A 25,219-nucleotide genomic window follows, 5' to 3' on the forward strand; every position below is an offset into this window, starting at 1 on the left:
ATGAGAATTGGACAAGTGGTGCCGTTCAAAGATTAATCATGATTGATCCAGAATCAAAATACCTTCTGCTTCAACCATGGCACCTTTAGGCAGCGCCGAAACTTCTACCGCTGCGCGCGCAGGATAGGGAGCGGTAAAATATTCTGCCATCACCTCATTAAAAGCAGCAAAATTCTGCAAATCTGTTAGATAAGCATTTAATTTAACCAAATTATTCAAATTGCCGCCGGCAGCCTCAGCTACAGCACGCAAATTTTTAAATACTTGATGAGCCTGTTCGGTAAAATTATCGGAAACCAGCTGCATCGTTTGCGGAACCAATGGTATCTGACCAGATAAATATACAGTATGGTCAATCTGTACCGCCTGTGAATAACAACCGATGGCTGCTGGAGCTTGATCTGTGTGGATTATTTTTTTACTCATCATGATTACTCCTTTAAACATTAATGGTTTTGCTTAGTCACTCAGAAATAGAGCTAATAAGTCATTGAGAAAGCGTCTCCCAAGGGGTGTTGGGCGCAAATACTGCGGGTCTGTATCCAACAGACCTTGCTTAACGGCTTGGGTGATTATAGGTTTAATTGTATTGATAGGAAGCCCCGTTCGTTGACTAAACCATATAGTGGGTACACCATGGGTTAGCCTCAATGCATTCATCATAAACTCAAACGGTAGATCTTCAGAGGCAACCATTTGGCGTTTAATGGCATGATCAGGCAAGTGCTGCATCGCCTGCATATAATCTTTTGGATGACGGCTACGAACGGTGCGTTCAATTCCGCTTGCACTGGATATCTTACCATGGGCGCCAGCACCAATGCCGATATAGTCGCCAAATTGCCAATAATTAATATTGTGGGCGCACTGATGCTGATGATGAGCAAATGCTGAAGTTTCATATTGTTCAAACCCAGCTTGCTGTAAAGCAGAATGCACGGTCATTTCAATTTCATCACTGAGTTCATCTCCTGGTAAATGTTCAGGAGGCGTGTGCCCGAAAGGGGTATTCGGTTCCATGGTCAACTGATAAGCACTAATGTGATGAACGCCAGTGTCAATGGCCGTAGTGATGTCTTGCTGCGCAGATTGCAGCGTTTGACCGGGCAAAGCATACATCAGATCGACATTGACCTTAGTAAATAAACCCATTGCTGCTTCTATCGCGCTCAGCGCTTCAGCACGGTTATGAATTCGTCCTAATGCCACAAGCTGCTCGTCTACAAAACTTTGTACACCGATTGAAACTCGGTTAATGCCTGCCGAGGCATAAGCGCGAAAACGATTTTGTTCAAAGGTTCCTGGATTGGCCTCCAAAGTTATTTCGGCATTTGCTTGCAATTTAACTCGAGCACGAATACCACTGAGTAATTGTTCCAGGGCAGCAGGGCTGAGTAGACTGGGTGTGCCACCCCCAATAAAGACAGTGTGCACAGATCTTCCCCAAATGTAGGGCAGTTCCTTTTCTAAATCAGTCAGTAAAGCCGATACATAAGTCTGTTCATCCAGCTCCTGCTTAAGCTGATGTGAATTGAAATCGCAATAGGGGCATTTACGCAAACACCATGGAAAATGTACATATAAAGACAAAGGAGGCAAAGCGTGTGGAACTGGTGCCTTATGCTTTTCTGGCTGGATGGTAAATGGTATAGAAAAATCAGACATGCGTGAGATTGTGGGTAGACCGCAGTTTATTTAACAGAATACTTAAAGCCTGTGCACGATGGCTATAGCGGTTTTTTTCTTCCTGACTCATTTGTGCTGCAGTCATTTGCTGTTCGGGCAGATAAAAATGAGGGTCATAACCGAAACCATTATGGCCTGCGGCATCGCTTTGCCACTGACCGTACCAATTGGCTTCGGCGATGATAGGTTGTGGATCATGAGCATGACGAACGAGCACCAACACACAAACATAAAAAACACGTTTATCTGCCTGCAGGCTTAATTCGTGATCAAGCTTGGCATTATTGGCTGCATCGGATTTCGGACTGACACCAGCATAGCGGGCAGACAGCACGCCAGGTGCTCCCTGTAAGGCAACTGCACAGATACCAGAATCATCGGCTAAAGCAGGTAATCCACTGTGTTGGCTAGCATGACGCGCTTTGGTCAAAGCATTTTCCACGAAAGTCACATACGGTTCAGGGCATTCTGGCACACTAAATTCAGACTGAGGGATGATATCGATATTCAACGTGGAAAAAAGACGCTGAAATTCCGTTAGTTTGCCTTGATTATTGCTGGCAAGCACAATTTTATTCATAAAAAAACCATCACTAGGAAGCTCTTGGAGATAACCACTTCCATCAAAAAATAACAAATTTAATTATATTACAGTCTGTCAGTTGCACAGAAACAGCGGATACACCGCGCTATAGACACCATAAACAAACGAAGAAGCATTAATAGAAAATAGACTTTATTTTGCCTGAATAACTAAAATGATCAATCTATTTTTTGTAAAACAGAGGTAATGCACGAGATGTACTTAGGATTTCATGCGCTTAGACTTGATTGCCGTTCTATGCTGACGTTGACGTTCGCGTAATGTTAATGCTAGCGCAGTGATTTGTCCCAATACACTGAAAAATGCCAAGATAAAACAAATAGTGGCTATGATCGATTTCTCTTCCAGCCAATACAAACAACCTAATATCAACAAAGCTACAAATAAAACAGTACAAGAGGCAAGAATAAGCAGAAAAAGTTTTGTTCGTCGCATCGCAATGGTTATTTCATGGCTAAACTGATTTTCCTCAATTAGATTTTTTACTTCTTCCGAGGATAAATAATCATCTTCGTCAATCCATCCGGTCATATACTTATCCATTAAAACTCTATTTTTCCTATCATCTTTAATTCAACTTCCGTTGTCAAAAAATAATATACTATTTATATTTTTGTTAAACATTAATCTATTATTAGGGGTTTTTAAAAGGAATACCTTACCATCATAAATAATTTTATAATATAAAAAAGGCTCTTTCATAATTTTTTATTTTATATCTGAAACATTAGCAGGATTAGGTATTTTAGAAGAATCTTCTCTCATCTTATCAATAAGTGCATCACTTACCACTTTTGGGGTACTAGGTAACCTTGCTTCTTCATAAAATACATGATTAATATTTTGTTTTACATTAAAACTTTCATAGGTTAATCCTGCGGTTTTTATCAGGTATCTGATTTCTTGCATGCTTCTACCAATGTTTTAGATTTTATTAATCCATTTTGGGAAGTGATCAGCAACTGAATTTTAATTTTTCAATTCACGATCTGTAGACACATCTGACTAAATCATACTTTGAATATCTGATCATGGTTGTGCACTACGTGTTGTGCTTTGAATGCATAGATTTTGGAGCGCGAAAGTTGAAGATTTAAAGTGATGTTCACCTGAAATCAACAGGCGAGAATAGGCGAGTAAAAAATCAAGGTATAAAAAAGGCCTGCATTCGTTGCAGGCCTGATCACAACATCAGCGTAATTGCTGAGTGAGTAGTTTGAGCCAATGTTTGGCATCCTTACCTTGATAGGGTGAGCCATTTTCGTTAAATAGGCTTACACGAGAGCCTCCGCCTTGTAAGGGGAGTACTTGTACAATCAGGCGAGGTTGTTCAGTTACAGTTACAGCTTGTTCTTTCTTCTTGCTGCGACCAAACAGGCGACTAAACATACCCGGTTTCTGGTTGCTAACAGAAGAAGCTTCGGCTGCTGCAACTTCAACTTGATACAGATTAGCCGTTGGATTTTCACCGATCACATTCAGACCCACGCGATCCAATGCCAGTCCCACTCGGCGCCAGTTACGATCGTGAGTGCCGACCAAAATAATGCTATTTCCGTCTATTTTAGCCAGAGCATTTTGATCCGAATTTTGTAACTGAGCGGCAACTTGTTGCTGTACCTGTTGGGCATCAGCACCTAAATATTGCATGAAACGAGCCAGAAAAGCCGCTTCTAATTCTGGTTCATTAGGACGAGGTTGCCATGCAGTTGTGTCAGCAGCTCTATTGGTATAGACCTCTTTCATCCCTTTCTGACTGAAAAAGACGTCGGTGCCACCTTTAGCATTTCGTTCCAAACGAATGGTGAACATATCACGCTCGCCACTGGAATACACGCCACCTATGCCTACTTTTTCAAACAAACCGCGGATGAAGTCAGCAGGAAGTTTGGCACGGTTTTCCGCCCAACTGGTTTGCATAAGACCAATTGAAGGTTCTTCGCGTTCGATGTTAAAGCCTTGTTCTTGCCAGAAAGCTTTCAATAAGGGCCACAGTTCTGCCGCCTGTTTATTATCGACAGTTAACCAGCGGATGTTGCCATCACGGTGCAAATGAATGTTTGATACCGGAGCGAGCACTTGGTTATTGGCATTTTGTGCTTGATGGCGAGTAGAGTTATTTATCTCACTGGCACGAACAGTGCCGGAAATCATTGAACCACCTGGTACATTGTAACGATTGCCTTGGTTCGGATCGGTCAGATCAGGTGGAACATCGAGTTGAACAATTTTTTTATTTTCCGACTGATAATCCAGTTGAGGCAGATTATCTTTTTTACTGGCGCACGCAGCTAGACTGGCAGCCAGCATAGTTAAAACGAAAGTCTTACTTAAATTCATTGACCATTTCCTGTGTTGATACAACGGCGAAGTTGGCTGAGATTTTATTAAATCAGACCGGCTTCTTGCATAGCAGCCACAACCGTAGCTTCTCCTGCTGGGGTGATTTCTGTTAAAGGCAAGCGACAATAGGGTTGCATTCTGCCTAATTTAGATACCGCAAATTTAGCTGGCACTGGATTGGGTGCACAGAACAAATCAGTATGCAAACTTTGCATCTTGTCATTTAAAGCACGGGCAGTAGCAATATCACCTTTTAAGGCTGCATGACACATATCAGCAAATAGCTTAGGAGCCACATTCGCCGTTACACTGATCACACCATGACCACCACATAACAAGAAAGCTAGCGCAGTAGGATCGTCACCGGAATAAACAGCAAAATCGGCTGGAGCGTGTTTGAAAAGATAACAGGCTCGGGCAATATTGCCAGTGGCTTCTTTAATGCCGACAATATTGTCTATTTGTGCCAGACGCAAAGCCGTATCCGGTTGCATATCAGCCACAGTACGACCCGGCACATTATATAAAATCATGGGAATATCCGCGGCTTCGGCAATGGCCTTAAAGTGGCGGTAAATGCCTTCCTGATTAGGTTTATTATAGTAGGGCACCACTGATAAAGTCATGTCGGCGCCAGCATCTTTGGCTTCCTGCGACAAATGGATCGCTTCACGGGTATTATTGGCACCCGTACCAGCAATAACTTTAACCCGTTTTGCAACGTGTTCAACAGCAGTCTGAACTACTTTCAGGTGTTCATCAACACTCAGTGTTGCTGATTCGCCAGTTGTACCTACTGCGACGATGGCATCAGTACCGGATTCAATTTGCCAATCAATCAATTTTTTGTACTGTTCGTAATCAATACTGCCATCAGGATGCATTGGCGTTACGATGGCAACCAGGCTACCTGTTAACATAATTCTCTCTTTTCAAGGAAGATGAAAATGTCACAATTGTAGCTTATTTTTTCCTTAAATGGAAAAATTGTCAGCTTAAAGAAATCATTCGCTAAGAAAAGTTGGTCAAATTTAAAAATTTGATTTACAAGAAGTAAGTGCTGGTAAAAATACCTATTTTTGCTTTAAAATGAGCCGCTTTATATTCATTCATCACCTATATAAAGCAAAGAAGGAAAATAATATGACTAATAATTCCGCTGATCACTGTGATGCTGATCGCTCCGATCTAGTCTATGCTCTGGAGGACAAACCTCCTTTTTTTAATAGCTTATTAAGCGCACTGACACATCTGCTTGCTTTATTTGTACCCATGGTGGCACCTGCACTTGTTGTGGGCGGTGCATTGGGGCTGAATGCGGAAATGACCGCTTATCTGGTGTCCATGTCTATGGTGGCTTCTGGAGTCGGCACCTATATTCAAGTGCACAGATTTGGCGTGATCGGTTCTGGCTTACTGTCCATTCAATCTGTTAATTTTTCTTTTGTTACCGTCATGATTGCGCTCGGTTTGGAAATGAAACAGGGCGGTATGAGCGAAAATACCATGATCTCTACTTTATTAGGCGTCTCGTTTGTAGGCGCCTTTTTAGTAGTTGGCGCATCATGGCTACTTCCTTTTCTGCGTAAGGTCATTACCCCAACGGTAAGCGGTGTGGTGGTGTTAATGATCGGATTGAGCTTGATCCACGTTGGCATAACTGATTATGGCGGTGGTTTAGCAGCCAAAGCCAATCATACCTTCGGTTCCTGGTCTAATTTAGGGCTCTCTACACTGGTTTTATTCATTGTTTTGTTGTTCAATTGTTTCAAAAATCCGTGGTGGCGTATGGCTGGTATCGCTGTTGGGCTGACTACCGGTTATATTATTGCCCTGTTGATGGGGTTGGTGGATTTTTCCAATCTGCACAATCTGCCTTTAATTACCATCCCAATCCCGTTCAAATATGGTTTTTCTTTTGATTGGCATGCTTTTATGGTAGCCGGAACCATCTATTTACTCAGTGTATTTGAAGCTGTCGGTGATTTAACCGCCACGGCCATGATATCCAATCAGCCAGTTGACGGACCTGAATATACCCGCCGGCTGCGGGGTGGGGTGATGGCTGATGGGCTGGTGTCAGTGATTGCCACTGTACTGGGATCTTTACCCTTGACCACTTTTGCGCAAAATAATGGCGTGATTCAAATGACCGGCGTCGCTTCTCGCCATGTAGGTAAATACATAGCGGTGATCCTAATTTTACTCGGTCTTTTCCCGTGGGTTGGCGGAATATTTACCACTATTCCCAGTCCAGTTTTAGGCGGTGCGATGGTCGTGATGTTTGGTTTAATCGTCACAGCCGGCATCCGTATTATCATTACTGCCGGCATCCGGCGACGAGAAGCCATCATTTGTGCCACGTCACTTGGTCTTGGCTTGGGTGTTGCTTTTGAGCCAGAAGTATTTTCGCAATTACCTATCCTGTTTCAAAATCCAATCTGCATGGGTGGTATCGTTGCAGTGGTGTTAAATCTGGTTTTACCCTATGATCATACAGAACCGGCAGTCTATTTAAGCGACAAATTGCCGCATTAAGTTGCGCCGTGAATAAACCACAGCCTGTCTTTTTCTGACAGGCTGTGGTCTTTATATATTCATTTTATGCTGCTGCATCAAGACAACAGCCAATTTTTTTGTACATTTCAAGCGCACTAAGTTAATCAGTACATATCAACTTAATTAATCATCTTGATGCCATTTCGGACATAAATAAACAAACCAGCTATTGCACAACCAATTTAGCGGCTGTATTTAAATAGCTTAATGGTGACAAATCATGTTTATAGGCGACACTAACGACGGAAAGCTGACAATGCCCCAAAAATTGGCAGTTGATAATGCTACAGTACAACAATTGTGTGGCACGATACTCGGCTAATCCGAGACATAAAAAGGCATTTTGCAAAAGTTGTGATCACTTATCGCTGTATTTGCTTCGGCTCAGCAAATTATTCCCGTCAGTAGGATGCAAACGCGCAAAAATCCAACTCGAAAAAAAAGTAAATAATCCTAAGATCACAAAGGTCAGGCGGAAAGAGGTAGTGATATTATGCGCAAAATAGTTCATGCGACTAAATATCTGAACCAATAAGGCACCGATGGCAATACCAAAACTAAGTGCCAATTGTTGATTAACCGCAATTAAACTATTGCCACTACTCATCTGATTTGCACGCAAGTCAGCCATAGTAATGGTATTCATACTGGTGAACTGCAACGAATTACATCCACCCAGAATAGTCAGAAAGACCACAATCAGCCATAGTGGCGATTGTGCATTGAATAAAGCTAAAGACATGATCAATACACCGATCAGGCGAGTGTTAAAGGTTAATAAATTGCGATAGCCAAAGCGGTTCATCAGCGGTTTAGTAAACGGTTTTGCTGCGATGGAAGCCAAAGCCAAAGGCATCAGTAACCAGCCAGAAGTCACCGCGTCGTAATGAAATGCGACCTGAAATAATAACGGTAGCAATAAAGGCAGAGAACTCATGCCTAAACGGCTCACCATATTTCCAGCTAAACCAACGCGAAATGTGCGCACTAAAATTAAATGGGGTGGATATAAAGCTTGTGGATTTTGACGCGCATGCAATAAATAGGCTATTAGAGCACCGATACCAGTAGCAGCGATCATCACACCAAATAAAATATTATTAAATTGAGAAATGGTTTCAAAAGTTAACGTCATGCAAAACGCCGAGGCGGCAAACAAAAAGAAACCCACACCGTCAAAATGATCAGTCGGGTGACTGAAATCCGGCATAATTCGCCAGGTGGTCACCAATCCAATTAAACCTATTGGAACATTGAGCAAAAATATCCAGTGCCAACTGGTATAGACAATTAAGTAGCCACCGATAATGGGTCCAAGAACAGGGCCGATAAGCGCTGGCATCAATGCGTAATTCATTACCGTAACCAACTTGGAACGGTCATAAGCCTGCATCATGGTTAGACGGGCAACGGGAGTGAGCATTGCCCCACCCAATCCTTGTATTACCCGAGCAATCACTAATAGCCCAAGATTCGTACTGGCCGCACACAGCACTGAGCCAATAATAAAAACCACCATTGATCCCATAAACAGTTTCCGTGATCCTAATTTATCAGCCAGAAACCCGGATAAAGGCATCATAATCGCCAGCGTGATGGCATAAGCAATAATGGCAGACTGCATGTTCAACGGCGATTGACCAAGATCTGACGCCATCGCTGGCAAGGCAGTGTTTAAAATAGTGGCATCTAGCTGTTGCATAAAAATCGCTATAGCCAGCAAGATTGGCAGAAAAGGGGAAGGTTGAATTTTATTGTCAGCTGCCATAATCGGTTTGCACATCAATGATAGTCAAGTTGATTATATCAGAAGCAACAATAAGCAGATTTAGCAAAATTGATTTTGATAAAAGGGTTAAAGGATCATAGCTTAAGCTGGTTTAGCCTAATGGTCTAGGATTCTAAATATTGAAGTTGTTTTCATCGAAGGACAAAATATTTTTTTTGTGGTCACATAAAAGAAAAAAGACACAGTGTGTAATATTAAATGCATGCCTTTGCCACCCTTTTTTTTGCCCGTTTTATTCTTTATTGTTTTGCTGAACGCAATAAAACAAGCATCAAGGGAAGCGGATTTTATCTACTTGATGTTATTTAATATTCTATTTTCTAAATCAATGGGAAACCAAACAGTAGAAAATTCATACCCTTTAAGATTAAATTCTTCTCTTGAAATTGGGGTTTCTTTTTTTGTACTAAAATCTCTTAATCTAAAATCTTCTCCAATGCCAAACACCATTTTAAGATTATTATAGTTTGAATCTTTTGACTTATCGTAATTTTCTGTTTTGGCAATTATTCTCCATCTTTGTTTAACAATACCATCCCAAAATATTTGAATGGGAGAAAACATAATTCCCGAATTTATAATTTCGTTTATATCGGTCTTAGCGGAGCCTATTTTTTTGAATATCTCTACTAAAACCGAAGAACTTGTTTCTATAACCCTGCCAAATGCAAAATCTTTATCTAAATCTTCATTAGACAACTTGATTTTTAATTTCCAATCATCTTTGGGCATAAACAAAGGAATACAAAATATTTCCCCTGAATTAAGCAAAATTTTTTTCATAACTCTAATTTAATAAGCTTTTGCGTATTTAAAAAAATCAAATAAATTAATAATAACAAATATTAAATAATTCTGATCCGTTATTTCAAATAAATTTTATTTGCCATCTCAAATTCAGCATTTATACACTTAGCTCGGCATTATTTAAAGATTCAATCTCTGCCAATAAATTGGTTACCTGGCATACAGAGCAAAATTGTTGTGTTACGTATTTTTCCAACTTGGTTGAGTATAAACAGCTATTTTAAACTTTTCATCATTTTATGATGTAGATTTCAGCATCCGTTCAGCGCGAAAAACTCGTCACCCAATAAGATTTATGGCATACGTAACCAGACAAATATTGACTGGGACATAAATCATTATAAGAAATAGAAAAAACCCATTAAATTCATAACCGATAATGGATAATCCTATCTGCACAGTGAAACTGTTGAATCTGATTCGTGTTGAAATAACGGAAAATAGATTGGCTGTAAAAGCAATTTTGATGACAAATAGAAAAAAGTGATTAGAATTATTTAATATTTAATCAATAGAAACGACGGGGATATTTAAAATACTGCTTTTAATCACAGTATTTTAAATACTATTGAATATTCTAATTTTAGGATGTCATTTATTCAAAATGTTGGGCTAATTGTTTCAACGCTCGTTTTGCTTCAAATAAAATTAAACCCAATTTAGCATCATGAGTGGTAGTAATGGTTAACAGAATCGCTTCAGAGGCTTGAAATAAAAGCATATAACCTTTATCGGTATGAACAATGGTGTGATCCAATGAGCCTTTTAATATTTCTTTTGAAGCCCGGTTACCTAATGAAAGTAAAGCTGCCGCCATTGCCCCAATTCTGTCTTCATCCATGCCATTTTGTAAAACTGAAGCTATCGGTAAACCATCTGTAGAAATAACAGCTGAAGAAGTGACATCTGGGACTTTATTTAATGCTCGTAATACATTGTTAATAAAATCGTAATTCATGAAATATCCTCTGCTATAAGCCGTTGCTAAAACTTTTACATAAGAATAATTATAGAGAATGTAAATCATTATTGCAAAAAAATGTTATTGTTTTTTTATTATTCAAAGGAGTTTGATAAGATAATCTGATTGGTCTGTCAAAAATGTAGCCGGCGATATAATCATTATTCATTGATTTTATTATTTAATATTCATTTTTGTTGTTAAAAATATCCAATCATAAAATGAATTAAACAGTCATCTAAAAAAGCACAGAAATATTTAAAATAAAGAAAATCGTGATGATAAAACTTGAAAATTTAATCGGATTAACGATAACGCAGATTTATGGTAAAAAATTTGACGGCAATACGACTGGTTTCATCGAAATAGTCATCAAACTATCTGAATATTATTTACACATAACTGTGAATGATGATACCGATGAACTTATTGTTCAAATTCTTCTTTCCCAATTAGAAACCAACTCATATTTTATCCCAGATTGGGCAAATAACTTCATCAGTAAACCCCTTATGCAATGTTGGGATATTGAAAATGAAAAGGGATATTCTGACATGATTTGTCTGGGTATTGATGAAGTGATCCCCAGTATCGTTTTGTCTGCATTAGCTTCTGAAATAAAAGTCGGATTAGTCAATTATGGAAAATAACCAGCAAAGATTAAAAATAGAAACATTTATTCTTTTACCGGAATATAGAGTAAAAGATTTAAATAAGATAGACCAAACAAAATTCATAAATATAAAAAAACATCAAGATTTAAGACGTCATAATTTAGATTTTGAATACCTTGAAGGAGCTTTAAGCATACAACATCGAGATAAAATCATATTTGGATTTAAATATTGGGATCTTATAGATCAACTATGGTTTTCTTTAATGACAGCAATGAAAGAACTGATCAATCATACTAACACTGAATTTTATTTTCCCGATCAGCCAACCAAAGTCATTTTGGAGAAGAAAGATCATCGTCTTTCAATAATCAGCAATAATGATAAGACAAATTTTAAATTTTATGAATTTATCAGGACCTCTATAGACGCTGCACTAGAATTTCATCATGCTTTACTAAAAATATTTCCCGATAAACAGGATTTTATTTATGAGGATATAGAATATATAGAAGAGATAAAGAAACAGTATAATATTTAATAGTAAAAGTAAAAGGGCTTGAAATTTATCATTTTATTGAAAAAAGCTTTACTCATATAGTAGGTATAAATAAGAGTGATGCTATCTATAATATTAACAAAAGAAACACATCTTATTTTCCTTGATGCATGGGGATACGCTTTACCATACGAAACTCAACCTACTCAAGCAATGATGAACGAAGAGCAAAAAGAATTTAAAGATTATGCAAATTTTTAAAGTAGAAAATGATGAGAATAAGATTTAGAGTTGTTAAATATTTTAATAAACTGGAACAAGCTAGTTTAGCTAGATTAGGAATAAATGTAGCAGAAGGGTGGGATTCATTTGAAATCGAGGAAAATAATCAAAATTTTGAACCAATAAAAAATATGTTGCATCAGGATTGGGATAATGTTGCTCAAAAGAAAGCTTATTGTTCAGAAAAAGATAGATCATTAGCCCCGTATTTAAATATATATGCAAATAAAATGTTGGGATATGCAAAACCAGATGACGAATCTATTGTAGATGAATACGAATATCCATTTGATCTATACCCTTATTACAAAGGTGTCTTTGAAATAATTAATACTGACAAACAATTTGGAATATTAAGAGGAAATCAAATCGGCTATTATTCTTTAGAAGATGAACCTAATTGGAGAGGAAATGAAATTGCATCGGCAAATAACATTGAAGATGCTTTTTTTGTAAAACCGGAAATTTTTGAAAAAATATTTAGACCTTTAAATATTAAATCTTTGCCAGTGATCAATTATAAAACGCAAACAAAATTAGAAAATGTTGTACAAATAGTTCAACAAGGGATTAGTCAATCTCACTTAATGATTAATCAAACTCAAATCAAAGAAAAAACACATATTGTAAATTGGGAGATTGATAAATATGTTTTAAGCGGTGATTCTTATTATCCATCTTTTGATTCTTCACCCGGTGAATTTGATTTTTTTTATACGCATGAGTATTTCGGTACAGGAGGATTAACTGAAAGAAATACAATAATTTCAAAAAAACTTTATCACATATTAAAAATTAACCATATTAAAGGTTTAAATTTTTATCCCATGCAACAATAAAAGAAAAAAATGCTGCATAGATTTAATTAAAAAGTCCGGTTGAGAGTTTTTTGGAGCAAAGAAAGACGAAGTGATTGACCATAATCCCCCATTGCTAAAACCATATGACGATGGAGATGCTAAAATAGGTGAAAAATTAGGTTACTAAATGATACCTAATGAGCGTAACGCCAATGCTAATGATTGTTCGAGAATGCCAAAACATCCTCGGATCGAATCAAATAAACAAGGAAGTGAGATGTCAAAATACTCAAGGAAAAAGATTTCGGTTAATCAATTAGACAGGCTTTTATTGAATTAAAAAAATATGAATTTACCCAAAGAATTATTTGAACATTATAAAAAAAATTGGCTTTTAGGTGATTATTCCTTTATCACATTAGAAAAAGGTCCAATGAAATCATTGAATCCTGATTTCACCGTTTTAGTTATTCCCCCAAATGATAAAAGGGCGATGTGGACTTATGCCACTATCGGAATGTCAAATACTGTGTCACAACCGATTGAAATTCATCTTTTTTCAGAAAACGAAAATGATGATTTAGTAGAAATTTTAACCGCTATCGCCTATTACAAATTAACCGGAAATAGCGTTGAATTAAATGGCACTGTAAATTTTGGCAGACCATGGTTTCCTAATTCTAAGTGCGAGTATGGCTTAATTTCTCTCCCATATTTGGATGGACCTGAATTAGAAAAATTTCGGGTTCATAATACAGTAATTTCATTTTATTGGCTCATCCCAATCACTAAACAAGAAAGAGACTATAGATGCAAATATGGTATTGAAAAATTAGAAAAGTATTTTGATAATGAAAATTTTAACTATCTCAATCCTTTTAGGACATCAGTGATATGAATATAGAAGAATTAAAAGCAAAGTATGAAAAATATATTGGAACAGATGAGTTTATGGATCATGTTTTTGCATTAAAAAAAGATTTGTTATCGTCAGATTCCAATGATTTTTTAGAGTATCATTATCTATTAATGAACAATAAGAATTTGGATAGTGGTGAAAGAGACTTAATAAAATCTTTCTTTTACTCAGAAGTGGTTAATGAAAGAGATAAAACTAAAGTCGGGGAGTTTCTATTAAAAAAATTTGAACAAGAAAAAACACCCCAAAAGCAAGCAGAATTGATTAAAATTTTAGGATATCTAAGATATTCTAAAGTGAAAAAACTCGCCATCCAAGAAATAAAATCTCCTGAATATGCAATACGCTTTGCCAGTATCATTGTATTGGGCTGGGTTGGCACTGCAAAAGACTTAGGGTATTTGAATGAACGTATGTTAAATGATCCGGAAGGAACATTACGTCAGTGTGGCGCTGCTGCGATGAGGCAAATTTGGTTTCGTCATAAATCAACGAAATTAAAAATAACCCAATATATCAATAGTGCGATAAGAAATGAAACAAATCCCGATGCTTTAACCGGCATGATTATCACGATTCAAGATTTATATAGAAAGAAATTAGGAATTAAAGAAGGTCATTATGGCGATCTATCGGGAGATGTTACCAAAGCAAAAGAAAAATGTATTAAAGAGTTAGATAAAATATTAATTTTAAAAATGAAATTATTTTTATATGACATTGAAACAGACGAAGAAAGAGAACCCGAAGAATATACATTAGATGAAGCATTAGAGGAATTTTATTACCTGTCGGAAGAGGAAGACTCTTTTTTAGGAATTATAGATGATGAAGATAGATGTATTCAGTTTCTATTTGTTTCCGACAATAAATGGTTGGTAGACATTCCGCGAGTTACTGAAAATTATACCCTACAAAAATATGCAGATTATGATGAATGTGTCGCTATGATAAAAAAAGTATATGAATTAAACAAAATAGTCGAATTTGCGGCTCTGAAAAAACACACATTAAGCGCGTAAAATGACGCAGAAAATTGGGGGGCTTCAGTATGTATTAGTTCTGAAATCATGTTCAAAACTTTTGTCTTAATAGAGGTAAATGTAAATACTTTACTGTTTTTCCTCACATAATTCATAGATCTTGTCAAACTTATCGGGCTGATTAGTCGTTACAAAAGAAAGTGAATTGTATAAATGCCAAATTAAAGTATTTTCATCCTTAACTTCGTAACTTATGCTATCAGAATAGCTACATCTTGGCTTTAAATTGATAAAATATTTGCCGTCTTTAAAGTAACTCGATTTGATCTGACAAGATATCATTTCTTGCCCGGCAAAATCATCCAGTTTTCCTTTTTGATAATTGATGAATCTATTACCGGATTCACAAGGCTCATAAATTACATATTTATTATTTAACTCGGTCAACATCACCCACTTGCCATAATTTTCATGATCCAAATTAGGCTTTGCATGTACCACAAACATAAAAAAAAGAATAATAAGTAGTAGTCTTTGCATTGTTTAGCTGATCGAGCTTGATTGATGAGAATAACTTATCATACTCTTTAATTGCTAAAATAAAAGAATTCTTTACATTTAAAATGTTATCAAGAAGATAAACCAAAAATAAAACCAACCTATTGCAACATTGATCCATCACTGTCCATTCCTTTAATCTGATCCGCTTGCTTTGTCACTATAAATCTAATGCCGACTCACTCTAAGATAAAAGAAGTATATGAATTAAAAGAAATAGTTGAGTGTTTGGGAATGAAAAAACATCCATTAAGAGCGTACAATTGACGCCGAAAATTGTTGCTGCTTCAGTATGCATTAGCCCTGAAATCATATTTCAAACCAAGGGATGTATGATAAAACGAGGAGGAGGGGGGCGAAAACACCGGATGAAGGTTGGTTATGATTGATTATGCATTTATTGTTTGTGGAATTTTACACTGATCAGATTTTTGCTTATCAAATATCATTTATGATGTTGTAGATTGAGCAAATTATTGCTGACAGCGCATCCATGTAAACGTGATTAGCATGTTACTGGATAAGGATTTAAAACCAAACCAGGCTAGCGAATGTGGCCTGGTTTGGTTTTGAAAAGGGACATTTAAGGTTTAAATATCGGCTTCAACTTTATCACCTTCTTCTTCCATCCATGCTCGGCGCGAGGCGGCCTCACCTTTGCCCATCAGTTTAATGAAAATATTTTTGGTTTCATCACTGTCGTTATCCGGTATTTGTACCTGAAGCAGGCGACGGGTATCGGGGCTCATGGTGGTGTCTTTAAGTTGATCAGGGTTCATTTCTCCCAGACCCTTAAAGCGGCTGATGGAATAAGCACTTTCTTTCACTTTTTCCAGATTAAGACGCTGTAATATGTTCTCCAGTTCCTGATCGTCCTGAGCATAAAATTTGCGTGCAGGCTTGCTTTTACCCTGGGCATTAACATCTACTCGATATAAAGGAGGCTGCGCAACGTAAATATGTCCGGTTTCGATCAGTTTGGGGAAATGCTTATAAAATAGGGTAAGCAGTAAAACCTGAATATGCGCGCCGTCAACATCGGCATCTGACAAAATAGCAATTTTGCCATAACGTAAGCCAGACAGATCCGGATTGTCGGTTTTTTCATGCGGGTCTACACCGATTGCTACGGAAATATCGTGAATTTCTGCATTGCCAAATAGTTGGTCGCGATGAACTTCGAAGCTGTTTAAGACTTTACCACGTAAAGGTAAGATGGCTTGGGTGTTTTTATCGCGTGCAAGTTTGGCAGATCCGCCAGCAGAATCGCCTTCGACCAAGAACAATTCGTTTTCACGAATGTCTTCACTTTCGCAATCGGTTAATTTTCCAGGTAAAACGGCAACGCCAGAACCTTTTTTCTTTTCGATTTTTTTGGTTGAACGCATGCGAATCTGAGCTTGACGAATGGCCAGTTCGGCAATTTTTTTGCCAATATCTATATTCTGGTTCAACCATAATTCCAGCGGGTCTATAGACATACCGGCGACAAGCTTAAGGGCATCACGGTTGGTCAATTTGTCTTTAGTCTGTCCCTGAAATTGGGGATCCAGTAGACGCGCTGATAATACGAAGGCAATACGGGAAAAAACGTCATCAGATTGCAGTTTTACGCCACGAGGTAACAGGTTGTGATGATTGATGAAGTTGCTCACTGCCTGAAATACGGCTTGTTTTAGTCCTGCTTCATGGGTACCACCCAAGGGTGTAGGGATGAGGTTGACGTAACTTTCGCTTGGCACATGACCTTCTTCCAGCCAGGTTAAAGCAAAAGCAGCTCCTTCACCGACATTAAAATCACTGTCGTTTTGTTCAGTCAGGTAATTTTCACTGGCGAAAATGGGGGTAGCGGTGTTGGCGTCATTGAGTAAATCGAGTAGATAACTCTTTAATCCGTTAGGATAGTACCATTTTTGACTTTGCAACTGACCATCGGCAGCTTGGTATTTATTGAGTGTTACGCTCACGCCTGGTAATAATACGGCTTTGGCGCGCAGCACACGTTCAAGTTCGGTTAGATTGTAGTTGGGGCTGTCAAAATAATGTTCATCTGGCCAAACGCGGATTTCGGTTCCGCTGTCTTTAACGGCGCATTTGCCAATGACGCTAAGAGGCTGAATAACCTCTCCACCGGCAAAGGCGATGTGATGAATTTGACCTTCTCGTTTGACAGTCACTTCCAAGCGTTTAGAGAGGGCATTGGTGACTGAAACACCAACACCATGTAGTCCGCCGGAAAAGGCATAAGCACCATTGCCACTTTTTTTATTAAATTTACCCCCCGCATGCAATTGGGTAAACACCAGTTCAACTACCGGCACGTGTTCGCTGGGATGTAGACCGGTGGGAATGCCTCTGCCATTATCGCTGACGGTGACTGAGCCGTCTTGATTTAAAGTGATGTCGATGTTCTGAGCATATCCACCTAATGCCTCATCCGCGGCATTATCGATCACTTCCTGAATGATATGAGTGGGACTGTCGGTACGGGTATACATTCCCGGCCGTTCTTTAACCGGAGCCAATCCTTTTAGGACGGTAACGCTGGATTCATCATATTTGTTGGATTTACTCATGATTGTATTGTGTAAGTATCAGTCAAATCAATATAAAATAAATTACCGTAAAAATATTAATTTTCCGGTAATTTCTAGCAGTATAAATTATAGTGAACAGTGAAGACGATTGCAGTTAGATAATTCAATCTGCGGGTGTCGAAGTGTTCGGATTGTGTTGCTGCGTTTGGTTATAATCACTCCAGCTGGGTAATTGATGCAGAAATCGTGATAATTCATGTAAGGCTTCCAGATAAACATTACGCTTAAATTCGATCACTTCATCAATGGGTGCCCAGTATTGATGCCATCGCCAAGCATCGAATTCAGGATGATGGGTGGCGCGCAAATGGACATCACTTTCTCGACCTATCAGGCGCAATAAATACCAAATTTGTTTTTGCCCTTTATATGAGCCTCTCCATTCGCGTTTTATCCAGTGAGTGGGTACATCGTAGCGTAACCAATCTCGTGTTCTACCTATAATTTTAACATGATGGGGTAGCAGACCAACTTCCTCCATCAGTTCACGATACATAGCTGCCTCAGGACTTTCTCCCGGTTTAATTCCACCTTGAGGAAATTGCCATGAATGTTCGTGTACACGTTTGCCCCAAAATACTTCGTTGCGATCGTTGGTGATGATAATCCCGACATTGGGGCGATAACCTTCTCTATCTAACATGGTAATTCGCCCAGTAAATAAATCTGATTTTCTCACAAATAGAGTTAGGTTACTAGCGAGGATTGGACTGTCTGGATGCGAAGTAGGCTATGGAAGGATTTACAGCCTAAAATCAACTGCGTTGATCAATGTTTTACCAGCATTTTTTGTCATGTGGTTTAGTTTTGTTGGCGGAAGAAATATAGAGTAGGGATTGCGCTTAACTGATATTTTATATAAAAATTAAGCTGTATCCGCTTATTAAGGGAATACAGCTTAAAGGTTAGGATTATTAAATGTTAAACGGTAGCTGCATGATTGACATGAATGTTTTTATCATTATGCAAACTGTATTTAGATTTGATCATTTCCGGTTGATGCTGCTGGGTAAAGGCAGCACGCTTGGCAGCCTGAAATATTTGTAATCGACGACGATGTTGCATAGTTTTTTCCTTTCTCGCTTGTCGGTGTTGGTCACCAACTGTTGTCATTAATATATTTTTTTATATAGATGAACGATGAAGACAGCATGTAAAAATAGGGCTGTCAGGATGTCAGTTTGTTGACATGTTTTTAAGATGTATCAGTTAATATACTGAATCAATTGAATATTGGCAAGCTGCTTATTCAGATTAATCCGAACACAGCAAAAGGCAAGCCATATGAAGTGGTACTTAGTTTAAATAGTCAGACAGCAGTGATGGCTGCCTGACTAGGGTAATAGACGTCTAGGATGACTTATTTGGACGGGCTGCTCGCTGAACGGGCAGTATTTCTACGACTATGGTTAGATTGAGAATGTGGGTTGGAACGTTTTTGTCCATGGTTGCCATTGCTACGACGCTGACCATTATTCCAATTGCCATTTCTGCTGTGGTTTTGCCCATTATTGCTGAAGGAGCGACGGCTTTTACCAGCAGGTTTGGCAGCGCGTTTACGCGTTGGTTCCATCCCTTCAATGGTTTGTTCGCTTAATTTTCGATTCAAATAACGTTCAATTTTATGCACTTTGACATATTCATTGACTTCAGCAAAGGTAATGGCTAAACCAGTCCGCCCTGCACGTCCAGTCCGTCCGATCCGATGAACGTAGTCTTCCGCCTGCTTAGGTAAATCATAATTGATGACATGGGTAATAGATGGAACATCAATACCGCGCGCAGCCACATCGGTGGCCACTAAAATTTTGATGCGACCCTTACGTAGGTCCATCAAGGTACGATTACGCCAGCCTTGAGGCATATCGCCATGTAAACAATTAGCGGAAAAACCGTTTTCATACAGTCTGTCTGCCAACTGTTCGGACATGGCTTTGGTCGCAGTAAATATCACTGCCTGATCAATGCTGGTATCACGCAATAAGTAGTCAAGCAAGCGGTTTTTATGGCGGATATCATCACAATAAAGCAATTGCTCATCAATTTTGCCTTGTTCTTCTTCGCGGGCAATATCGATTTTTTGAGGTTGATTGGTGAGTTTTTGTGCCAATTTACCTACCATGCCATCCCAGGTAGCCGAGAAAAGCAGGGTCTGACGCTCAGCCGGAGTCGCAGCAACAATGGTTTCAATATCATCGATAAAACCCATATCCAGCATGCGGTCGGCTTCGTCCAAAATCAGCACTTCTAGCCGGCTGAAATCAATACGTCCCTGACGCATGTGATCCATTAGTCGACCTGGTGTAGCCACAATCAAATCTATTGGACGAGATAAAGCTCTAATTTGTTGTCCAAATGAAGTACCACCCACTAGGGTAACGCTGCGCAACCATGGCATATTTTTACCATATATCTGCGCATTTTTTTCAACTTGCTGCGCCAGCTCGCGTGTCGGGGTTAAAACCAATGCACGTGGACCTTTACCAGGTTTTTCACTGCGCTTAATCAGTTTTTGCAGAGTGGGTAATAAAAACGCTGCAGTTTTACCGGATCCGGTCTGAGCTGAAACCATAAGATCATGATTGTCCAGAGCGGCAGGAATAGATTCCAATTGTACCGGAGTCGGCTTTTCATAACCGGCTGCAGTCAAAGCAGTTAAAAGAGGTTTTTGTAAATGTAAGTCTGAGAAAGACAATGGCATGTTTTTCCTTTGGTTAAACGGGCAACCAAACGATATAATCTCAAGGTATTTCAATACGCTAAGCTATTGAAAACTGATGCTAACTAAGAAAAATGAAAAAGCAAAGATAGCAATTGGTTGTCGTTTGCGTGTGTTTAAATGTTCTACATCGACGACAACCAGCAACTCGCGCATTGAGCGCAGATCAAAAGACGGGATATGATTAAATGATGGTTAATTTAATTGATCCGTAAATTAGGTTGTATGCGATGATTTCAATTTATCGGATTAAATTATAAATTATTTTCCACTGAAAAGCAAATATGCCTAAGATGTTGAAGTGGCTATAAAAGGCACAAAAGACGGGTATTTCCGTTACAATGTATGCTTAGGCTTATCGGGTAATGTGTAAAGTTTTATGGATTATGATATTAGTGCGTTTGCCAATCGTTTGGGCAAAAATATTCAACATCTACGCAAATGGGCGAAGCGTCAAGGTCTAGATGCCTGGCGCATGTATGACCGTGATGTACCGCAATATCCCTTTGCGGTAGATATTTATGGTGAACATATTCATTTACAGGAATATGACACTGGCTGGTTGATGCACCCGCGGGATTATGAGGCATGGTTGGCAGAAGTGATTGAAGCGGTTGTGTTTGTCACTGGTTTGCCTGAGGAAAATATTCACGTCAAGCGTCGCACCCGTCAGAAGGGTAAGGAACAATATGATAAAACGGGAAAAGAGGGTGAAGATTTCGTGGTTTATGAACACGGGCGCGCTTTTTGGGTAAATCTGGACAAATATCTGGATACTGGCTTATTTCTGGATCACAGACCAACTCGGCAGAAAGTCGGTCAAATTGCTTCAGGTAAGCGATTTTTAAATTTGTTTGCCTATACAGGTAGTTTTTCCGTTTATGCGGCTAGTGCTGGGGCGGTATATAGCGAGACGGTAGATCTGTCTAATACTTATTTAGACTGGGCTAAGCGGAATTTTGCGCTAAATCAGTTGGATATGTCTAAGCATCACATTGTCAGAGCTGATGTTTTCCAATATCTACAAGTGGCTGAGGCTGAGCAAAAATGCTTTGATTTGATCGTTATGGATCCCCCCAGTTTTTCTAATAGCAAGAAGATGTTGGATATCTTGGATATTCAACGCGATCACGTTCGGTTGATTGATGCTGCCATGCGCTTACTTGACCGAGAGGGTATTTTATTTTTTTCCAACAATTTGCGTAGTTTTGAATTAGACCATTTGATAGAACAACATTATCAAGTGCGCAATATCACTAAGCAGTCGATACCAGAAGATTTTCGTAACGCTAAAATCCATCAATGCTGGGAAATACGCCCTAAATGAGCAGTGTTACAACAGCTATGAATGTATAAAAGGGTTGGTCGTTTTTTTATCTAAGCTCTAAGGCTCACTCTTCAATCAACTTTTGCATTCTTTTAGCTGGGGCTCTTCCATTGTTAATCTCTAAACTTGGACACTTGGAATATTGATTTTGTTTCTTATAACCAGCAAAAATGTCTGAAATAGACAAATATTGATCTTTAAAGGGTGTTTAAGTTGGTTGTGTAATTTTGTGTAGTGATAATTTGTGTTATGGTTAAATTTGATTGTCGGATAATGGGTTGATGATGTCTTCTGATTATATTTTGCCTCCGGCGATGCTGGGGATTTTAGGCGGCGGACAACTGGCTGCCATGTTTACGCTCGCGGCTAAAAAAATGGGCTATGGTGTAACGGTGGTGGATCCAGATGCGGATGCCCCGGCAGGAAAGCTTGCGGATGTACATCTATGTGCCAATTATACAGATCATGATGCGTTGCAAACGCTGGCACAATGTGCCGCGGTAACCACAGAATTTGAAAATGTCAGTGCTGCATCGATGACATGGTTGGCTCAGTACACGCACGTCTCACCATCCGGTGACTGTGTAGCCATTGCTCAGGATCGGGAAAAAGAAAAAGCATGGATTCATAAGGCCGGATTGGCTACGGTGCCGTATGCGATGATTTATTCTGCAGCGGATTTACAGGCTGATTATAGTCACATGTTACCCGGAATTTTAAAAACCGCAACTTTGGGTTATGACGGCAAAGGGCAAATCACCGTTCATAATCAGGATGAGTTAATTGCTGCTTTTAATCAGTTGCAACAAGTACGATGTATTTTAGAAAAAAAGGTCGATTTGCATTCGGAAATATCGGTAGTCGTTGCCCGTTTGCAGACCAATCAATTGGTGAGTTTTCCGGTGGCTGAAAATGTGCATCAAAACGGTATTCTTGCTTATTCGCTCGTGCCAGCCAGATTGCCGGCAGACCTTTTGCTGCAAGCGCAACTTATGGCAAAACAATTGGCTGAGGCGATGGACTATATTGGGGTGATGGCAGTCGAATTTTTTGTAGTGGGTTCAGAAATGCGGCTTGCAATTAATGAAATTGCGCCCAGACCGCACAATTCTGGTCATTACACTTTAGATGCTTGTCTTTCTGATCAATTTGAACAGCAGGTGCGCATCCTGTGTGGATTGCCACCTGCAAAGCCAGATTTACTTAAGCCATGTTGTATGGTGAATATTTTGGGAGATATTTGGCCGAAAGAGGGTGAGCCCGATTGGTCGCTCATTCTCGCCCACAAAGCGTGTAAATTACACTTATATGGCAAAAAAAAGGTCAGAAAAGGGCGCAAAATGGGACATTTTACGGTGTTGGCTGATGATGTGGATCAAGCATTCAGTACCGCACACGAGATAGGTGGTCAGTTAAATTAATAAACCCCTTAACCGATTTAATAATAATAAGTAACTAATTAAAACAACAGGAGGATGTGATTGCAATCTGTCACGGGAAAATGCGTATTTGATAAGGCGAGCCTGCCACATAGCTGGATGATTATCGGCTATATTTTGCCTATGGCTCTTGCCTGTGCTGGTTTAGCTGGATTACCAATCATAATGGGTATAGTCAGTGTAGTGGCCGCATTGCTCTGCTGTCTCATTTTTGGTGAGCGAACTGAAGCGTTAATGGTGGTAACGCCTTATTCAACTTTGATACTTTCAACAGCCATGACATTTTATCAAGGCATCTTGGCTGAACAATCAGCTGTGGTCAGTTTGCTGACCTTATTTACTGGTATGTGGCTGTTATTTCTCACCGTGGTTTTTCCGTCCAAACGGATGACATGGATAGCCAGACCAGTTTGGCATGGCATTTGTCTGGGTATTATTGGAACATTAGTTTTACAAGTAGTGCCGGTGATACTGGGGGTAACGCCTGATGGCAGTTCTTGGCATTCTTTTTTTACGACCATATTGAATTGGCACAACTGGAATTGGCCAAGCTTGGTGCTTGCCATCTTATCAGTTTTTCTTTTCCTATTATGGCGTACAGATTATCAACCAAAAGCGTTGTGGTTGATCCTTTTGATGTGGATTATTGATCTTATATGGCCATTTGAGCTGCTGGGCGTTGCCACACCTATGCAACAACCATGGCAGTTTTGGTCTTTGCAACAAGTGACCCAACCAGACTGGCTATCTATAATTTTTATGAGTGCCTCGGTTGCTTTATTCATCTACGTGGAAGTTTGTCAACATCTGGCTTTTAAAATGCAACACAATTTTGTGATGGCGAGTGTAAGTAATATCATTTCAGCTATATCTGGCGGAATGGTGGTAGGTCTGTGCCGTTTTTCCGGTCGTGTCTATAAGATTGAGCGTCGATCTTTAATTATCACGCTATGTTTGGTGTGTTGTACTTTTTATTTATGGTGGTCTGCACAAGTCCCTTTACCGGTTCTGGCGGTGATCGTGCTGTATATGATGTATTGTCAGTTTAAATGGAGTGAATTAACTTTATATAAGCATCAATGGGGTGATTTATTCCTGCTTTTTGCTGCTGCCTTTATAATTTTATTTTTGGGCATTTTGTCTGGCTTATGGTTGGTGGTCAGTTTAAGTCTCATTTACATGTGGTGGCGAGTGGTGAGAGAACATGCTTGGCCATCAATGCCGACTGAAATACAGATAGTAAATGATGTCATTCTAATCACATTGCCACAAGTTTTATTGTTTGCAAATGCCCGATATCTACTGGACGACGTGAATAATAAAGTTAAAGATCTACCTTTTCAGCACGTTTATATGGATGTCAGTAATGGTTGTCGTATAGGCGTTACCGTGATGATTTATTTGCAAATATTTGCGCATAAAATGGCTTGTCAGGGCAAGATCATAATTTTGTGTGGTTTGAACCAGCAAAATCTCGATAAACTCGCATTAAAACAGCTGAATTATTTGCCCAAGCAGCAACTGAGCCAGAATAAAGCTGTTGATTTATTGCAGACAGATTTATTTTGTGACCATGTTACTCGGTATAGTGTTGAAGAAGTTATGGGTATATGGAAAAACACCTGAAAACACATTGATTTCTGATGCTATAGTTAAAGTCCACTTAAAAAAGAGGATTAAGAAAAGCGGATGTATAAATTTCAATAACCACAGAAATAAAAAAGAATAGCTGT

Annotated in this window: 24 protein-coding genes; 9 read left to right on the forward strand and 15 right to left on the reverse strand. The window is 39.0% G+C overall.

Annotated elements, in window-relative coordinates:
* Positions 1–36: 36 nt before the first annotated feature.
* From J3U68_RS04065 to dapA, 7 genes are all read right to left on the reverse strand, one after another.
* Positions 37–426 (reverse strand): RidA family protein, encoded by a 390-nt coding sequence (locus J3U68_RS04065; protein ID WP_267374922.1) that lies wholly within the window; start codon positions 424–426, stop codon positions 37–39.
* 33 nt (positions 427–459) lie between these two features.
* Positions 460–1,665, reverse strand: coding sequence for a radical SAM family heme chaperone HemW (gene hemW / locus J3U68_RS04070; protein WP_267374924.1), 1,206 nt, complete (start codon positions 1,663–1,665; stop codon positions 460–462).
* Positions 1,658–2,266 carry a non-canonical purine NTP pyrophosphatase gene (locus tag J3U68_RS04075; protein ID WP_267374927.1) on the reverse strand — a complete coding sequence of 203 codons (609 nt, stop codon included), beginning with the start codon at positions 2,264–2,266 and terminating at the stop codon, positions 1,658–1,660. The genes hemW and J3U68_RS04075 overlap by 8 nt, the downstream gene beginning before the upstream one ends.
* A gap of 225 nt (positions 2,267–2,491) precedes the next feature.
* The gene (locus tag J3U68_RS04080; RefSeq protein WP_267374930.1) at positions 2,492–2,821 is read right to left on the reverse strand and encodes an NGO_0222 family membrane protein; all 330 of its coding nucleotides are present in this window, start codon (positions 2,819–2,821) and stop codon (positions 2,492–2,494) included.
* A gap of 177 nt (positions 2,822–2,998) precedes the next feature.
* Positions 2,999–3,199, reverse strand: coding sequence for a hypothetical protein (locus tag J3U68_RS04085; protein ID WP_267374933.1), 201 nt, complete (start codon positions 3,197–3,199; stop codon positions 2,999–3,001).
* A 282-nt stretch (positions 3,200–3,481) separates the two neighbouring features.
* Positions 3,482–4,630, reverse strand: a complete 1,149-nt coding sequence (gene bamC / locus J3U68_RS04090) for an outer membrane protein assembly factor BamC (RefSeq protein WP_267374936.1) — start codon at positions 4,628–4,630, stop codon at positions 3,482–3,484.
* 47 nt (positions 4,631–4,677) lie between these two features.
* Entirely contained in the window at positions 4,678–5,553 is an 876-nt protein-coding gene (gene dapA, locus J3U68_RS04095; protein ID WP_267374939.1) for a 4-hydroxy-tetrahydrodipicolinate synthase, read from the reverse strand.
* A gap of 223 nt (positions 5,554–5,776) precedes the next feature.
* On the opposite strand from dapA, the gene J3U68_RS04100 reads away from it, so the two are divergent.
* Positions 5,777–7,171 (forward strand): nucleobase:cation symporter-2 family protein, encoded by a 1,395-nt coding sequence (locus tag J3U68_RS04100; protein ID WP_267374941.1) that lies wholly within the window; start codon positions 5,777–5,779, stop codon positions 7,169–7,171.
* Positions 7,172–7,550: 379 nt separating this feature from the next.
* Here J3U68_RS04100 and J3U68_RS04105 read toward each other — a convergent pair whose 3' ends face one another.
* From J3U68_RS04105 to J3U68_RS04115, 3 genes are all read right to left on the reverse strand, one after another.
* Complete coding sequence (locus J3U68_RS04105; protein ID WP_267374944.1) at positions 7,551–8,960, reverse strand: DHA2 family efflux MFS transporter permease subunit; 1,410 nt, start codon at positions 8,958–8,960, stop codon at positions 7,551–7,553.
* Between the two features lie 312 nt (positions 8,961–9,272).
* Entirely contained in the window at positions 9,273–9,764 is a 492-nt protein-coding gene (locus tag J3U68_RS04110) for an Imm26 family immunity protein (protein WP_267374945.1), read from the reverse strand.
* Positions 9,765–10,383: 619 nt separating this feature from the next.
* On the reverse strand, positions 10,384–10,746 hold the full coding sequence (locus tag J3U68_RS04115) for a roadblock/LC7 domain-containing protein (RefSeq protein WP_267374947.1): 363 nt from the start codon (positions 10,744–10,746) through the stop codon (positions 10,384–10,386).
* A 281-nt stretch (positions 10,747–11,027) separates the two neighbouring features.
* Here J3U68_RS04115 and J3U68_RS04120 point away from each other — a divergent pair, with 281 nt between their 5' ends.
* From J3U68_RS04120 to J3U68_RS04140, 5 genes are all read left to right on the forward strand, one after another.
* Positions 11,028–11,399: a DUF6334 family protein gene (locus J3U68_RS04120; protein ID WP_267374949.1), complete on the forward strand. Its 372-nt coding sequence runs from the start codon at positions 11,028–11,030 to the stop codon at positions 11,397–11,399.
* Complete coding sequence (locus J3U68_RS04125) at positions 11,389–11,904, forward strand: hypothetical protein (RefSeq protein WP_267374951.1); 516 nt, start codon at positions 11,389–11,391, stop codon at positions 11,902–11,904. Before J3U68_RS04120 ends, J3U68_RS04125 begins: the two co-directional genes overlap by 11 nt.
* Positions 11,905–12,134: 230 nt before the next feature.
* A complete protein-coding gene (locus J3U68_RS04130; protein ID WP_267374953.1) occupies positions 12,135–12,983 on the forward strand; it encodes a hypothetical protein in 849 nt (282 codons plus the stop codon).
* Positions 12,984–13,290: 307 nt separating this feature from the next.
* Positions 13,291–13,842 (forward strand): suppressor of fused domain protein, encoded by a 552-nt coding sequence (locus tag J3U68_RS04135; RefSeq protein WP_267374955.1) that lies wholly within the window; start codon positions 13,291–13,293, stop codon positions 13,840–13,842.
* Complete coding sequence (locus J3U68_RS04140; protein WP_267374957.1) at positions 13,839–14,885, forward strand: HEAT repeat domain-containing protein; 1,047 nt, start codon at positions 13,839–13,841, stop codon at positions 14,883–14,885. Before J3U68_RS04135 ends, J3U68_RS04140 begins: the two co-directional genes overlap by 4 nt.
* A gap of 90 nt (positions 14,886–14,975) precedes the next feature.
* Here J3U68_RS04140 and J3U68_RS04145 read toward each other — a convergent pair whose 3' ends face one another.
* The 5 genes from J3U68_RS04145 to J3U68_RS04165 all read right to left on the reverse strand — a co-directional run bounded on the left by J3U68_RS04145 (position 14,976) and on the right by J3U68_RS04165 (position 20,702).
* On the reverse strand, positions 14,976–15,386 hold the full coding sequence (locus J3U68_RS04145) for a hypothetical protein (protein ID WP_267374960.1): 411 nt from the start codon (positions 15,384–15,386) through the stop codon (positions 14,976–14,978).
* A 608-nt stretch (positions 15,387–15,994) separates the two neighbouring features.
* Positions 15,995–17,980, reverse strand: a complete 1,986-nt coding sequence (parE, locus tag J3U68_RS04150; RefSeq protein WP_267374963.1) for a DNA topoisomerase IV subunit B — start codon at positions 17,978–17,980, stop codon at positions 15,995–15,997.
* A gap of 124 nt (positions 17,981–18,104) precedes the next feature.
* Positions 18,105–18,644, reverse strand: coding sequence for an RNA pyrophosphohydrolase (locus tag J3U68_RS04155; RefSeq protein ID WP_267374966.1), 540 nt, complete (start codon positions 18,642–18,644; stop codon positions 18,105–18,107).
* Between the two features lie 278 nt (positions 18,645–18,922).
* Positions 18,923–19,066, reverse strand: coding sequence for a hypothetical protein (locus J3U68_RS04160; RefSeq protein ID WP_267374968.1), 144 nt, complete (start codon positions 19,064–19,066; stop codon positions 18,923–18,925).
* Between the two features lie 295 nt (positions 19,067–19,361).
* Entirely contained in the window at positions 19,362–20,702 is a 1,341-nt protein-coding gene (locus J3U68_RS04165; RefSeq protein ID WP_267374970.1) for a DEAD/DEAH box helicase, read from the reverse strand.
* Positions 20,703–21,099: 397 nt separating this feature from the next.
* On the opposite strand from J3U68_RS04165, the gene J3U68_RS04170 reads away from it, so the two are divergent.
* From J3U68_RS04170 to J3U68_RS04180, 3 genes are all read left to right on the forward strand, one after another.
* Positions 21,100–22,047: a class I SAM-dependent methyltransferase gene (locus J3U68_RS04170; protein WP_267374972.1), complete on the forward strand. Its 948-nt coding sequence runs from the start codon at positions 21,100–21,102 to the stop codon at positions 22,045–22,047.
* A gap of 284 nt (positions 22,048–22,331) precedes the next feature.
* Positions 22,332–23,468, forward strand: a complete 1,137-nt coding sequence (locus tag J3U68_RS04175; protein WP_267374974.1) for a 5-(carboxyamino)imidazole ribonucleotide synthase — start codon at positions 22,332–22,334, stop codon at positions 23,466–23,468.
* A gap of 60 nt (positions 23,469–23,528) precedes the next feature.
* Complete coding sequence (locus tag J3U68_RS04180; RefSeq protein ID WP_267374976.1) at positions 23,529–25,112, forward strand: SulP family inorganic anion transporter; 1,584 nt, start codon at positions 23,529–23,531, stop codon at positions 25,110–25,112.
* Positions 25,113–25,219: the final 107 nt, after the last annotated feature.

Origin of the sequence: Snodgrassella sp. B3882 (assembly GCF_026535915.1) — a bacterium.
GTDB lineage: Bacteria > Pseudomonadota > Gammaproteobacteria > Burkholderiales > Neisseriaceae > Snodgrassella.